Origin of the sequence: Finegoldia magna, assembly GCF_003182075.1 — a bacterium.
GTDB classification, from domain to species: domain Bacteria; phylum Bacillota; class Clostridia; order Tissierellales; family Peptoniphilaceae; genus Finegoldia; species Finegoldia magna.
Window position 1 is genome coordinate 170,085 of sequence record NZ_QGTH01000001.1, and the last position, 14,463, is coordinate 184,547.

The 14,463-nt window shown below is 31.4% G+C and carries 12 protein-coding genes; 9 read left to right on the plus strand and 3 right to left on the minus strand.

The genetic code is table 11. The features are described from left to right. Nucleotides 1–90: 90 nt before the first annotated feature. Nucleotides 91–624, minus strand: a complete 534-nt coding sequence (locus DES33_RS00715; RefSeq protein WP_110057818.1) for a 5-formyltetrahydrofolate cyclo-ligase — start codon at nt 622–624, stop codon at nt 91–93. Nucleotides 625–723: 99 nt separating this feature from the next. On the opposite strand from DES33_RS00715, the gene ftsE reads away from it, so the two are divergent. From ftsE to nrdG, 9 genes are all read left to right on the plus strand, one after another. Continuing rightward, entirely contained in the window at nt 724–1,407 is a 684-nt protein-coding gene (gene ftsE / locus DES33_RS00720; RefSeq protein WP_002835102.1) for a cell division ATP-binding protein FtsE, read from the plus strand. Continuing rightward, nucleotides 1,394–2,287 carry a permease-like cell division protein FtsX gene (ftsX, locus tag DES33_RS00725; protein WP_110057819.1) on the plus strand — a complete coding sequence of 298 codons (894 nt, stop codon included), beginning with the start codon at nt 1,394–1,396 and terminating at the stop codon, nt 2,285–2,287. Before ftsE ends, ftsX begins: the two co-directional genes overlap by 14 nt. Before the next feature lie 10 nt (nt 2,288–2,297). Then, on the plus strand, nt 2,298–3,521 hold the full coding sequence (locus DES33_RS00730; protein ID WP_110057820.1) for a murein hydrolase activator EnvC family protein: 1,224 nt from the start codon (nt 2,298–2,300) through the stop codon (nt 3,519–3,521). Nucleotides 3,522–3,676: 155 nt separating this feature from the next. Continuing rightward, nucleotides 3,677–5,131: a S41 family peptidase gene (locus DES33_RS00735; RefSeq protein WP_110057821.1), complete on the plus strand. Its 1,455-nt coding sequence runs from the start codon at nt 3,677–3,679 to the stop codon at nt 5,129–5,131. A 22-nt stretch (nt 5,132–5,153) separates the two neighbouring features. Further along, entirely contained in the window at nt 5,154–6,602 is a 1,449-nt protein-coding gene (locus DES33_RS00740) for a S41 family peptidase (RefSeq protein WP_110057822.1), read from the plus strand. Nucleotides 6,603–6,744: 142 nt separating this feature from the next. Next, entirely contained in the window at nt 6,745–7,920 is a 1,176-nt protein-coding gene (locus DES33_RS00745) for a S41 family peptidase (RefSeq protein WP_110057823.1), read from the plus strand. Between the two features lie 8 nt (nt 7,921–7,928). Continuing rightward, nucleotides 7,929–8,888, plus strand: a complete 960-nt coding sequence (locus DES33_RS00750; protein ID WP_110057824.1) for a polysaccharide deacetylase family protein — start codon at nt 7,929–7,931, stop codon at nt 8,886–8,888. A gap of 237 nt (nt 8,889–9,125) precedes the next feature. Next, entirely contained in the window at nt 9,126–11,249 is a 2,124-nt protein-coding gene (nrdD, locus tag DES33_RS00755; protein ID WP_094223669.1) for an anaerobic ribonucleoside-triphosphate reductase, read from the plus strand. Beyond that, nucleotides 11,249–11,749, plus strand: a complete 501-nt coding sequence (gene nrdG / locus DES33_RS00760) for an anaerobic ribonucleoside-triphosphate reductase activating protein (protein ID WP_110057825.1) — start codon at nt 11,249–11,251, stop codon at nt 11,747–11,749. Before nrdD ends, nrdG begins: the two co-directional genes overlap by 1 nt. A 48-nt stretch (nt 11,750–11,797) precedes the next feature. On the opposite strand, the gene DES33_RS00765 is transcribed toward nrdG, so the two are convergent. Then, nucleotides 11,798–13,483 (minus strand): vWA domain-containing protein, encoded by a 1,686-nt coding sequence (locus DES33_RS00765; protein ID WP_110057826.1) that lies wholly within the window; start codon nt 13,481–13,483, stop codon nt 11,798–11,800. After that, a complete protein-coding gene (locus tag DES33_RS00770; protein ID WP_110057827.1) occupies nt 13,483–14,391 on the minus strand; it encodes an AAA family ATPase in 909 nt (302 codons plus the stop codon). Before DES33_RS00770 ends, DES33_RS00765 begins: the two co-directional genes overlap by 1 nt. Nucleotides 14,392–14,463: the final 72 nt, after the last annotated feature.

Sequence of the window (14,463 nt, forward strand, 5' to 3'; positions counted from 1 at the left end):
GTTGATTGGGTGTTCTTATCCACGATACTTATACGAATAAAGACCACATGAATTGAAATTCAATTTTGTGGTCTTTTTGCTTGTGGATGTTTATTTTTGAATTATTAATTTGTCAACTGGTCTGTCAAACTCTTCTGGATTTAAATCATCAACTAATTGAAAATCGTACACTATGGATACTTTATACGAATCTTCGCCGATTTTGTCGATGAATCTGTCGTAGAATCCTCCACCGTAGCCGATTCTGTATTTGTTTTTGTCAAAGCATAGTCCAGGTACTAACATGAAATCAAATTTAACGTCTGATTCAACTGGATTTTTAGGTTCTAAGATTCCGTAAGCTCCAGGAGCCAAATCGTCCATGCTTTTGATTTCTACTGCAATCATGTGTCCTTTTGATTTTATATATGGAACGTACACTTTTTTTCCTTGTTCCAACAAATCTTTTATGAGCTTGTGTGTGTTAAACTCAGATCCAAAGCTTACATACACAAAAAAGTTTTCGGAATTTTTGAATTCTTCTAAGTTTTCCAATTCTTTTAAAAGTTCATCGTCGATTCTTTGCTTATCAGAGATGGAGTCTCTTTGTTTTAACATTTGTTTTCTAATTTCTTTTTTGTTCATTTTCATCACCTAAAATATATATACCCTAAAAAGATTTAAATATCCAGTTGTTTAAAAATTTAAAAAGACTGTGATATAATTAGGTTTACGAGGTGAAAAATGTTAGAATTCGTTCATGTCGATAAGACATATAAAAATAAAGTGTGCGCACTAAACGATTGCAATTTTAAAATTGAACAAGGTGAATTTGTTTTTTTGATTGGGCCAAGCGGTGCGGGCAAATCAACTATTACTAAACTTATACTTAAAGAAATAAATCCAGATAGGGGTAAGATTTACCTTTACGGTGAAGACATAACCAGATTAAAAGCACGAAAGGTTCCTAAATTAAGACAAAGTATAGGAATGGTGTTTCAAGATTTTAAATTATTGGAGAATAAAACTGTGTACCAAAACATAAAATACGTTATGCAAATTTTGGGGAAAAGCTCTTCAGAGATAAAATCTACGATTGATACTGTGCTTGATTTGGTAAATTTGAAAGACAAAAAGAATGCATATCCACACGAATTATCCGGTGGGGAAATGCAAAGAGTGTGCATTGCACGTTCAATGGTTAATAAACCTAAACTACTTATTGCAGACGAACCTACGGGGAATTTGGACCCAGTCACAAGCATGGACATAGCCAATGCTTTGGTTAGAATTAATGAACGTGGCACGACTGTTTTGATGATAACTCACGAGAAGGATATTGTTAACAAATTACAAAAAAGAGTAATTCAATTGGACAAAGGAATTATTGTTAGAGATGAAGAAGGTGGAATGTATGAGAAGAATTAGAGTTATGATATCCACTTTGAAGGAAGGATTTGTAGGTATTTGGAAAAACAGATCGATGGGACTTGCATCTTTGACGACGATATCTCTGGCGCTTTTGATTTTGGGATCTGTAATTATATCTATGTTGACGATGAATCAAGCTGTAAAAGACATAGAAGGAAAAGTTAATCTTGTCAATGTGTACTTGGAAAATGGAATTCAAGAGGACAAGACGAAAAAGATTGAACAAATTATCAAACAAAAAGATGGAATTAAGGATTTGAAGTATGTTTCCAACAAACAAGCTATGAAGAATTTCTCCAAGTCTTTAGATGATAAAACTTTGATTGAAGGAATGGAATCAGCTTTTCCTGCATCATTTGAAATTACACTGAAGAATGTAAACGATGCTGAACAATACGTCAGAGAATTTCAAAAAATAGATGGCGTTGAAAAGGTAAGTTTTTACAAGGATTTAATTGCGAAAATTTCAAATGCATCTAGAATTGTAAAATACGCTGGATCAATCGTAGTTGCAATATTAGTGATGATTTCAATAATAAATATTTCAAATACGATTAGATTAACTGTGTATGCCAGAAGAAAAGAAATTGCCATTAAGAAAAATATTGGTGCATCGAATTTGGTAATATCTGCACCGCTTGTTGTTGAGGGAATATTTTTCGGAATAATTGGCGCTGTGGTTGCGTTTTTGGCTTGTTATTACTTGTACAGATATGGATATTTGAGGTATAATAAGACTGTGTATGGATTGATATCAACTTATTTGGTTCCACCAGTGATGATTAGGTGGGATTTATTGAAGATTTTTATCAGTCTAGGTATCGGAATTGGAGCATTCGGTTCCGTATTAAGTAGCAAAAAATATCTCAAAATATAAGGAAGGAATTATGAAGAAGAAAATTGTCGCATTAGCCTTGTGCATGATGCTTATGACTAATGCAGTGTATGCAGACAAATTAACCGAATTAAATAACGAAAAAAAAGCAAAAACTTCGGATTTAAACGAATCTAAATCCAACCTAAATAAATTAAAAGATGATAAAGACGCTGAGTTGGAAAAGTTAAAGAATATCAATTTAAAATTAACTCAAACTCAGTCAGAACTTGCTATTCAGCAACAAGAATTGGCAAAAATTAACAAATCAATAGATGACACTAAAAAAGAAATCGAAAATTACAAATCTAGTATCAGCCAAAAAACAAAAGAATTTCAAAAAAGATTAAAAGGAATGTACATATCAAAAGACGGCGCAAAGGTCGATGTGCTTTTCGGATCTGGAAATTTGAATGATTTATTGAACAACGTAAGTTTGATGAATTACATTGCTAGATTTGACAAAAATCTATTGAATGATTTGAAACACGAAAAAATCTCATTAGATTACAAACAAGACGAACTAAAATCCAAGATGCAAACAATGGAAATTGTAAAAAAGAATTTGGAATTAAAAGTCGTAGCATTAAATGATACATTGGCAGAACAACAAAAGTTAATAGACGATATTTCAAAAAATGTCAGCATGACTGAATCAGAAATATCCTCATTAATTAAAGAACTTGAAAAAATTGACGGCAAAATCGACCAAGAAAAAAAGGCAATACTACAAGCAAAATTACTTGCAGCACAAAGAGCTCAAGCTGAAAAAAGAAGACGTGAAATGTTGCAAAGAAACAAGGCATTCAATACTAATATTTCAGCACCAGTCATCAATAATGACGGAGCATACTTACAATGGCCAGTACCATCATCTCACAGAATGACTTCTTTTTACGGATGGAGAAGTGATCCATTTGGACATGGTTCAGGATTCCACACAGGACTTGATATTGCAGCACCATTGGGAACACAAATTGTATCTGCAGAAGATGGAGTTGTAGTTCATGTTGGATGGAGCGGTGGCTACGGAAATCTTGTAAAAGTTCAACACGATAATGGAGCATTGACATACTATGGACACTTGAGTGGATATAACTGTAGCGTTGGTCAAAGAGTAAAACGTGGACAATTAATTGCTTTTATGGGATCAACTGGATATTCAACAGGATCTCACCTTCATTTCGAAGTAAGATTTAATGGTCAACACACTGATCCACTAAATTATTTAAGATAATTATGAAACTAAGTTAGCAATAACTTAGTTTTTTTATTGCAATAAATCTCCAGAAAATATTTGGAGAAATATATAACCAAATGTTTGACAATTAAGTATTTTATTTGTAAGATGGAATTGTAGAAAACGATTGACAATATTTAAGAGGAACTAAAATGAAAAAAACTAAGAGAATTCAAAAAATATTTTTATTCTTACTAACGTGCATTCTTGCATTAAATATGCAAACACGAGGATTTGCAAAGAATGAATTGGATAATGAAATTCTTACATTTCCAATAGAAGATAATTTGAAATTAGAAAATTACAATCCCGATGATTTAAGAGTTAAACAATTGGGGAAAATTGAATTAAACAGAGTACTTACGAAATCTGAGTATGAAAAAGATATGAAGAATTTTATCAGTTATTATTTGGAATGGCAAGCTTATTTAGGAAATTCTACAAGAGAAGAATTAGAAAAACTTGGGGAAGAACTGTTGAAAACATCGGATAATAAAACGGTATCTGATTTAAACTTGGATTTTGCAAAATTAATTGCAAACACTCATGATGGACATACATCAGCTATGTATGAAATAGGGAAAAGCTGTATGCCAATTAAGATTAGAATTATTAATGGAGATTATTACATAATTAATACAACACCTGAATACGAAGATTTATTATATTCTAAGATAATAAAATTTGATGATATTGATACCAAGGACATAACAAAAAGATTATACAAATACACTTCAGCAGAAAATAAATATTTCAAAAATACGATAATAAAAGATTTCTATCTATATTATGGAGATGCACTAGAAAAAGAAAATATAATTAAAAATGGAGAATTAAAATTACAGATAGAAACTGATGGCAAAAAACTTAATAAAACAATCAAAATGATAGATTTGCCAGATGTTAAAATAAATAAATATCATTATGAAAATACGGATTTTTCTCAAATCATATACGATATGACAGATATCGCAAAAGATAAATTCATAAAAAATGACAAGATGAGATACATGCAAATGAAACCATTTCATTATTATATAAACGATAATAACTTAATTATCCAATACAACAATTGTTATAATACTGATAAAGATAACATCTTGGAAAATATGATAGAAAAAATGGATAAAGATGTTTCACAAAATAATGTAGAAAAAATAATTGTAGATGTCAGATACAATACAGGTGGTTGGCCAACACATGCAAGAGAACTTGAATTGGCACTGAAAAGATATCAACTATTGAATCCAAAATTGGAAATAAAATTATTAACTGGATCAAAAAATTACTCTGCTGGATCCTTTTTCGTAGATGGAGTCAAGAGAAATTTTGATAATCTTCAGATAATTGGGGAAAATACTGGAGGACCTTCTGGTTGGACGACAGAAACGTCAACAATTATGTATTTAGGAAATAGTAAATTATTTGTCAAAAAATCAAGTGGAGTTAGAAGATACGATTATACATTAGAAGACGTAGTACACTGTTCCAATCTTAATAAAAGAGATGGATTAACGTGGTATCCCGATATGTTTATCGAAAATCAAATCCAAGATTACGCCATTGGCAATGACAGGGTTATGAATTACGCATTGAGAAATCAATAAAATTAAATATAGGAGGAGATTTATGAAAAAATTAAAAACAATAACTTTGGTGTCTGTGTTAATAATAGGTCTGTTATTAACAAATACAAACAGTTTTGCAGATAGTGAATTAGATGATGTTGAAGTATTAACAATAGATGTAAATTCTATGTTTCAAGATGAAAATGTAGACTACAGTAAGCTTAAGACGACTGTTGTACAAAATATAGATTTTAATAAGACTTTAACTGATAAGGAATATAATACAGATTTATCTAATTTTCTTCATTATTTTAATCAATCTCAGTCTTATCTTGGGTATTCTACAGAAGATGAAATGAAAAAAGAATTAAATAAAATTATACAAAACAAAACAGGGCGAACGGTTGCTGATTTGAAGTTTGATATGGATAAAATTATCGCTATGACTAATGATGGTCATGCTCTTGGCATGTTTAATGTAGGTAGTGCTTATTTACCGATAAAAATGAAAATTATTGATGACGATATTTACATAATTAATACTACAGAAAATTACAAGAATTTACTGTATAGTAAAATTATTAGCATCAATGGAGAGTCTGCAAAAAGTTTGCTTGATAAGTTTTATAAATATGTTTCAGGAGAAAATGAATATTTTAAGAAAGCTAAACTTGAATCATATTACTTGAGTTATATTGATATATATAATAAAGAAAATATAAGTAAGAATAACAGGTTATCACTAGAACTAGAAAATGATGGCAAGATTCAAAATATCGATATAGAAGCTATAAAAATGGAACCTACTAAAATCTTCAAACAATATTTTGAAGGTAGTGAATCAAAGAGATTTGTTTATGATATTAATGATAAAATAGGTAAAAAATTCGTACAAAATAATAAGGAAAGATTTACCGATGACGAAGCATTTTATTGTTACGAAAGAGAAGGAAGCCTCATTGTAAAATATAATCAGGCAGCTGATAAAAGTGATGAGATTAGTTTAAAAAATCTAGAAAAAAATATGGATAGTATTATCAAGAAAAATAATACGAACAAGATCATATTAGACCTTAGATACAATAATGGAGGAGAAACGACACATTTTAGAGAGCTATCTAGAAAATTACAAACATATCAAATATCAAATCCACAACTTGAATTCAGAGTTTTGACAGATTACAATTCTTATTCAGCAGCGACATTTTTAATTGATGATATTAAGAGGGGGTTAAATAATGTTACTATAGTAGGTAATTTTACAGGAGGACCATCTGGTTGGACAACATCTGCAGGTTCTATGTTGTATTTTGGAAATAGTCACCTATTTATTTCATCTGCATCAAGTTATTTATTTAGATTTGACTATAACTATAATGATATAATGCACTGTTCTAATCTTAATAAAAGAGATGGTTTGACGTGGTATCCTGATATGTTTATCGAAAATCAAATCGAAGATTACGCCATTGGCAATGACAAGGTTATGAATTATGCTATTAACAATTAATAATTTAATTAATATCTTCTTTTATTTATTAAAAGAGGATATTTTTTTAATTAAAAGCACAATAATCTTAGACAAATTGTAACTCAATTTTAATACAAAAAATCGTTAATCTGTTATACTATATATTAGTTAGAGGTGATTTATGAAAACATTTAAAAAAGTTTTTATTGGATTGGGGCTTTGCTTATTGGTGTATCTAAGTTTTTCTGTAGGAAATGCTACAGGAAAAAGAACAGCGATTGCCAATGAAAATGGTATTCCATTAGCGAAGATCAATAAGATTGAAAACTTGATTGACCAATATTATCTTTTTGATATAGACAAGAACAAGCAACAAGAAGGAGCTGTTGAAGGCTATGTAAAAGCTTTGGGAGATCCTTATTCTGAGTTTTTGACTAAGGAAGAGATGGATAGTTTGAATCAACAAACTGAGGGAGAATATGCAGGTGTTGGAATTGTGGTTACTCCTTCTGAAACTGGTGCTATAACTGTTGTTAGCGCTATTAAAGGCAGTCCAGCTTTTGAAAAAGGCATCAAAAAAGATGATATTATACTTAAAATTAACGGCAAGGATTACAATGCATCACAAATGAATGATGCAGTGAAGGTTATGAAAGGTAAACCTAATACAGATGTTAAGCTTACTATTGCCAGAATGGAGAATAAAACTAGTAAGATTTTCGATGTAAATATTACGCGTCGTATGATTAGTTTGACTACTGTTAATTCTCAAAAAATTGGAGATATTGGATATATCAACATAACTCAATTTGATAGGAAAACTGACAAGGAGTTTATCGAACAATACGAAAATTTGAAAAAGCAAAATGTGAAATCAATTGTTTTGGATTTGCGTAACAACCCTGGTGGTTTATTGGATTCTACGGTTAAAATAGCAGATTATCTTCTTCCACAAGGAGTAATAGTTAAGACTGTAGATAAGAATAAAAAAGAAGATGTCCAAAAGAGTGATTCTTCGGAACAAAATCTACCAATGGTAGTTCTTGTGAATGGTTCAAGTGCATCTGCATCTGAGATTTTGACGGGGGCTTTGAAGGATTACAAGAAAGCTACAATTGTCGGAGAGAAAACTTTCGGAAAAGGTATTGTTCAAACGATTATTCCGATGGAAAAAGGCGAGGGATTGAAGCTTACAATTAGCGAGTATTTTTCACCAAAGGGTAACAAAATTCACAAACAAGGTGTTAAACCAGATGTTGAAATTAAATTAGATGAAAAATCTAAGGGTATCGGAGTTGAGTTTATGAAAGAAGATAATCAACTTCAAAAAGCTTTAGAGATTTTAAATAAGAAATAGGAGAAATTATGAGAGAAGAAAGAGAAGCGAGAAGAAAACGCAAGAGAAGAAAAAAAATCATCAATTCAATAGTTCTTTTGGTTTTTGTGTTGGCTGTAGGAAGTTTTATTGCAGTAAAAGTGGCCAACAGCGAACAAAGTCTTAATCCAAAAGTAGCTGAGAGTTCTTCCAAGAAATCAAGCAAAAAAACTGCTGATAAAAAAGAAGAGCCAAAACCAGATCCTAATAAATTAATGAAGGGTTCAAATCATATTTTAAAAGCAGATTCTTATGCTTATGATGCCAAAACAATTAGTCAATTTATTAGACCTACAAAGTCTGAAGGCTATGTTAAAAATACAGACAACAAAAAAATTTGTTTCTTGACTTTTGATGATGGTCCAAATCACAGCATAACTCCACAAGTTTTGGATGTATTAAAGAAAGAAAATGTTCCTGCTACATTTTTTGTAGTTGGTAAACATATCACACAAGATGCAAAAGATATTTTGGAACGCCAATTAAATGAAGGTCACGCAATTGCTCTTCACTCTTTTGAACACGATTATTCAAAATTATATCCAGGAAGAGTTGCAAACGCTGATAGAATTAAAAAAGAAGCTGAAATGGCACAAAAAGCATTGCAAGATGTGCTTGGTCCTGATTTTAAAACGAGTGTGTGGAGATATCCGGGCGGACACATGAGTTGGCAACAATTAAAGCCAGGCGATGATGCATTAGAATCTTTGGGCATTCACTGGATAGATTGGAACAGTTTAGTTGGAGATGCTGAACCAAAAAGCAGAAGACCAACGACAGTAGAAGGTATGGTTGAATTTGCAAATACTTCATTAACTTATCAAGCTGAGCAAGATTTAGTTGTAGTTTTGTGTCACGATGCACCAGGAAAACAACTAACTGTTGATTCACTTTCAGCAATTATTAAAAATTTTAAAGATAAGGGATATGAATTTGGAATTTTAAAATAATTTTAAAATTATAAATATTAGCTTAAATTTGCCACAATTAAATTATTATGCAGAGCACCTTTTTGATAAGGTGCTTTTTTAATGTTTTAAATCCTACTAACTATATATAGTATGAATAAAAATCAAAAACCCACATATTGATACTATCTGTAGTATTTGATATAATAAAGCAGTATTAGGAAATAGTAAAAAAATAATTTAATCTTATAAAAAAAGGAAAGAGAAGAGGGATTGCAAATGCTAACTGTAGAAAAAAGAGACGGACGACAAGTTGAATTTGATGCTAAAAAAATTGTCGTTGCGATAGAAAAAGCTATGAATAGTAGTACAGGAATTTACGAGGAAAATTTGGCTGAAAAAATCGCCAAAGAAATTGAAGGATATGCCAAAACGATTGGAAAAGTTTTGAGTATTACCGATATCGAAGACCAAGTGTATTATAAGTTAATTCAGTACAACAATCCCGCTACGGCAAGAGCATACGAAAACTATAAAGCCGTACAAAAATATAAAAGAGAAACTAACACGACTGATGAAAGTATAATCGGTTTATTGGAAGAAAGTAACAAGGATTTGTTAGAAGAAAACTCCAACAAAAACGCTGTGATAGCTTCTACTCAAAGAGATTTAATCGCTGGTGAAGTTAGCAAGGATATTGCTAGAAGAAAACTTATTCCACAAGATTTGCTTCAAGCTCACGATGAAGGAGCAATTCACCTTCACGATATGGATTACATAATTCAACCTATGTTTAACTGTTGTCTTGTAAATATGAAAGATATGCTTGACAAAGGAACTGTTGTAAATGGCAAATTAATCGAATCGCCAAAATCATTCCAAGTTGCTTGTAATGTAATGACTCAAATAATCGCGCAAATAGCAAGTAATCAATACGGTGGTCAAAGTATCGATATTAGATGTTTGTCAAAGTATTTGAGAAAATCTTACGAAAAGAATTTGAATTTGTGTATTGAAACTCTTGGAGACATCGATATGGCTGAAAAAATGGCAGATAAGATGACTCAAAAAGATTTGGAATCGGGAATTCAAACAATCCAATATCAAATCAATACATTGATGACTTCCAATGGACAAGCTCCATTTGTGACTTTGTTTATGTTTATTGAAGATCACGATGAATACAAGGAAGAAACTGCAAAGATAATAGAAGAAATTTTGAAGCAAAGAATTCAAGGAATTAAAAATGAAGCAGGAGTGTATGTTACACCAGCATTCCCTAAATTAATTTACGTTTTGGATGAAAATAACATTCACAAGGACAGCGAATTTTATCATTTGACTTCACTTGCAATTCGTTGCACAGCTAAGAGAATGTACCCTGATTACATTTCGGCTAAGAAAATGAGAGAAAACTACGAAGGAAATGTCTTCAGTCCAATGGGATGCAGAGCGTTCTTGTCTCCATGGAAAGATGAACATGGAAACTATCAATTTGAAGGTAGATTTAATATCGGAGTTGTTACGATTAATTTACCACAAATCGGAATTTTGGCAGATGGAGACGAAGATAAATTCTTCGAAATATTAGACAAAAGATTAGAAATGTGTAAGCGTGCAGGAGTGTTGCGTTACGATTTACTAAAAGATGTCACTAGTGATTCTTCTCCAATTCATTGGCAACACGGAGCTATCGCGAGACTTAAACCACACACACCAATCAAAGATTTGTTGATAGGAGGATATGCGACTGTGACTTTGGGTTACATTGGAATTTACGAAGCAACGCTACTAACAATTGGTGAAAGCCACACAAATCCAAAAGGCAAAGAATTTGCAATGAAAATAATGGATATCATGAATGAAAAAATAAAACAATGGAAAAAGGAAACTAATCTAGGATTTGCATTGTATGGAACTCCAGCAGAAAGTCTAACTCACAGATTTAATAGTATCGACAGGGAAAGATTCGGAGTAATCGAAAACATCACAGATAAAGGTTACTACACAAATTCATTCCACGTTGATGTAAGAGAAGAAATATCTGCTTTTGAAAAGTTCTCATTTGAATCGAAATTCCAAGACAAATCATCAGGCGGATGTATTTCTTATGTAGAAATTCCAAACATGAGCAAGAATTTGAAAGCTTTGGAAACTCTTGTCAAATACATTTACGATAATATTCAATACGCAGAATTCAACACAAAAAGCGACTATTGTCAAAACTGTGGTTTCGATGGAGAAATTACAATCAACGAAGATGGTGATTGGCAATGCCCACAATGTGGAAACAAAGACCATGCTACGATGAATGTTGTTAGAAGAACTTGTGGATATCTTGGAGAAAATTTCTGGAACGAAGGAAGAACAAAAGAAATCAAAGATAGGGTATTACACATTTAATGAATTACGCACAAATCAGACAATACGATGTGGCAAACGGCCCTGGAATTAGATGCACGTTTTTTGTAACAGGATGCAGCCTCAATTGCAAGAATTGTTTTAACAAAGAATATCAAGATCCCAATTTTGGAGAAAAATGGACCGATACGCAAACAAATCAAGTAATAGATTATTTGAATCGAGAAGAAATTGATGGACTCACAATTTTAGGTGGAGAACCATTCGAATCATGCGATGATTTGATAGAAATTGTGGCAAAAATCAGAGAAAATACGAACAAAAGTATCTGGATTTTTTCGGGATACACTTACGAAACACTTTCTCAAAAACAAAACTGCAAAAAACTATTGGACATGTGCGATGTACTTGTTGATGGAAGATTCGTAGAAGAATTAAAAGATTTGAGATTGAAGTTTCGTGGATCTTCAAATCAAAGATTGATTGATTTGAACAAAACCACAATGGACGACATCATATTAGTTGATGAAAATAAATTATAAATAAACCGTTAGAATCAGCTGGTTCTAACGGTTTCGTTTTGCAATTAATTACATATTAGATATTATATTTTTGATAAATGAGCCGACGGTTTTGCTAAACATTTCAGGAGATTTAATGTAGCAGAAATCATTAGTGAAGATTTCCTTCTCAAAAGTCAAATCGTCTTGTGATCCAGTGAACACACCTAGTAATTTTATTTTTTGCATTCTAGTCAAGAATACTTCTTTTGCGCTGTCTTTTACTGCCAATTCTCCGACATAATCTTCTGCTTTAAATCTGGTTTTGCCAACAAAATTGAGATTTACAATATTGTTGGGCTTACCATCTGTTAGCATTATCAAAAGTTTGGACTCCATTTGTTCCGTCATAATATTTCTCATAAATTTGAGTGCCAATCCATCTCTGTTTGAGCCTTCTGGATGATAATGAAAAATATTTTTGCAGTTTTGCTCGTCGTAGTCTTTGAATTTTGTAATTATCAAATAATCGTACATATTTTGAAAACCAAGTACACGAACTTTTATGGACAAATCACTTAATGCTTTCGCTATAACATAAGCTTGTGCTGCTATTATTTCCTTCTTCCCACTTTGACTCGCAGACATATCCAGCAATAAATCAACAGACATTGGACTGTTTTCGTTTTTGTAGATTTTGTTAAAAATTTTATTGTCGTTTAGTTTGGTGTGACGCCATGCTCTTTTGATATCGATAGTTCCGAACGTCGACCTTCTAACATCATCATCTTCATTTTTGAGAAGAGCAAGTTTCAGCATTTCACTTAAAACATTGACTTGGCGATTGTAAATGAGGATATTTTTCTCGAAATGTTTAATATTCTCATTGTAAGATTCTACCAAAAGATTCGTTCTGTAGTTTTCAATTCTAGTGGAATTGGCATTCACTATGTGAAAATTTATATCAGAATGAATATCGGTAGACAGTTTATTTTTCAAAGAATTCAAAATAGATTGATCGACGATACTTTTTCCGTACAATCTTTCGATATTTTGATGAACATCCTTAGTACGGGAAGTTTTTTGAGTGGAAGAGTCGTTGTCGACATCCTCATCTTCCAATAATTTGTACAAATCTTCAGTAAATTCTTGTGATCCAATGGAATATTTTTCAAGTTGAGATACATTTTCTTGTTTTGTTATAATTTTCTGATTAGTTTTCTGGATAACTGGTTTGACTTCTTTTTTTATCTTTTCGAAATTATCATTATTGCTAATATCTTTATATGAGTAGAAATATTTATTTATAATCTCAATCAAAAGATTTATAAGAGACAAGCTATCATTGCACTTTGTTTTAGTCAACATCAAGATTTCTCTGATGGATTTTGTAGTTGTCCAGGGCTTATCAGTGTAATGATATTTTTCCAATTCTTCAGAAATGTTTCTAGGATTGGACCTATAATACTTGTCAGAATAGTATAATTTCTGTAACTTGTCAAAATCCTCAAGCCCATTTCTTTCATTTAACATTTTTTCTTTTAGATTGTTATCTAAAATTATCATCAAAATAGTAAAAATATCCGTTTTATTTGACACATTATCAATTATTTTCATAACGGAATTCATATCGTAGAATCTGTGGGCAAATCCAAAAAGCGCAGTCTGAAAAATCTCTGAATTGACATTTTCTTTTGTAATAAAATCTAAATTAGGGTTAATGTTGTAATCTTCACTCAACAACCAAAATAGATTTTTGGACCTTGAATCTTCCATTATTCAAATATCTCTTCCGGTTTTAAATCGTCCTTAAATATAGTATCGATAATATCTTGCACGATTGTTTTTTCAAATTCATCAAATGTTTTATTGACAATTCCAAGTTTTAAGCTTGATTTAACGCTCAAACCTCTTTTCATAGCATGGATTGAAGATAACAAACCACGCAAGTCGATACATCTTCCAGAAATTTCAGAATTCAAACTTTTTTCTTGTAAATCCATAAAAAATCTCACGAACATTTTTTGAGCGGTGTCTGTCAATGAAAATTCTTCTGAAAGTATCTTGTTCAAAGTTTTTTCGTCTGTTTTTGGCATATCTATGACAAAAAATCTGGACAACAACGCTTCATTGATTTCACGAGTACCAGCGTATCCGTAATTCATTGTAGCTAAGAATCTTGTTTTATCGTGAATATCTACTTTTTCAAAACCAGGTATATCTATAATTCGACGATAATCCAAAACGGAGTGCATAATAGCAACAGAATCGTTCTTAGCCATATTAATCTCATCGAACACGCAGAAACCTCCATTCAATGAAGATTCCAACACCGGACCTGCTCTGAAAATAACTTCATCGTTTTTCAAAGTATCCATACCAATCAAACTTTCAGAATCCGTGTTCACATGAAAAGAAATATTCCATTGTGGTCTTTGGAAAATATATGCCAAATTATCGCACAATATATTCTTGCCGGTAGCTTTAGGACCAACCAATAGCAAATTATTCGCTTCCAAAATGCTTGTTATAGCCATCTCCAAAACTTCTTTTCCATAGTAGTTAAATCGTGGTTTAGGAATTCTGGATTTGAATTTGTCATTTACATCATTGTCCTTCAAAAAGTTTTCTACATCTTTTATTAAATTTTTATTTATATTTTGTGATTCAAGTAAATTAATCATATTACCTCTTTCATAAACTATCTAATTTGTGTCATTAGTATGATATAATAAATTAAAAGAAATTGGAAGTAG

Excerpts from the sequence above, each read along its gene's own strand:
- DES33_RS00715 (WP_110057818.1), bottom strand. The coding sequence starts at position 624 with ATGAACAAAAAAGAAATTAGAAAACAAATGTTAAAACAAAGAGACTCC.
- ftsE (WP_002835102.1), top strand. The coding sequence starts at position 724 with ATGTTAGAATTCGTTCATGTCGATAAGACATATAAAAATAAAGTGTGC.
- ftsX (WP_110057819.1), top strand. The coding sequence starts at position 1,394 with ATGAGAAGAATTAGAGTTATGATATCCACTTTGAAGGAAGGATTTGTA.
- DES33_RS00730 (WP_110057820.1), top strand. The coding sequence starts at position 2,298 with ATGAAGAAGAAAATTGTCGCATTAGCCTTGTGCATGATGCTTATGACT.
- DES33_RS00735 (WP_110057821.1), top strand. The coding sequence starts at position 3,677 with ATGAAAAAAACTAAGAGAATTCAAAAAATATTTTTATTCTTACTAACG.
- DES33_RS00740 (WP_110057822.1), top strand. The coding sequence starts at position 5,154 with ATGAAAAAATTAAAAACAATAACTTTGGTGTCTGTGTTAATAATAGGT.
- DES33_RS00745 (WP_110057823.1), top strand. The coding sequence starts at position 6,745 with ATGAAAACATTTAAAAAAGTTTTTATTGGATTGGGGCTTTGCTTATTG.
- DES33_RS00750 (WP_110057824.1), top strand. The coding sequence starts at position 7,929 with ATGAGAGAAGAAAGAGAAGCGAGAAGAAAACGCAAGAGAAGAAAAAAA.
- nrdD (WP_094223669.1), top strand. The coding sequence starts at position 9,126 with ATGCTAACTGTAGAAAAAAGAGACGGACGACAAGTTGAATTTGATGCT.
- nrdG (WP_110057825.1), top strand. The coding sequence starts at position 11,249 with ATGAATTACGCACAAATCAGACAATACGATGTGGCAAACGGCCCTGGA.
- DES33_RS00765 (WP_110057826.1), bottom strand. The coding sequence starts at position 13,483 with ATGGAAGATTCAAGGTCCAAAAATCTATTTTGGTTGTTGAGTGAAGAT.
- DES33_RS00770 (WP_110057827.1), bottom strand. The coding sequence starts at position 14,391 with ATGATTAATTTACTTGAATCACAAAATATAAATAAAAATTTAATAAAA.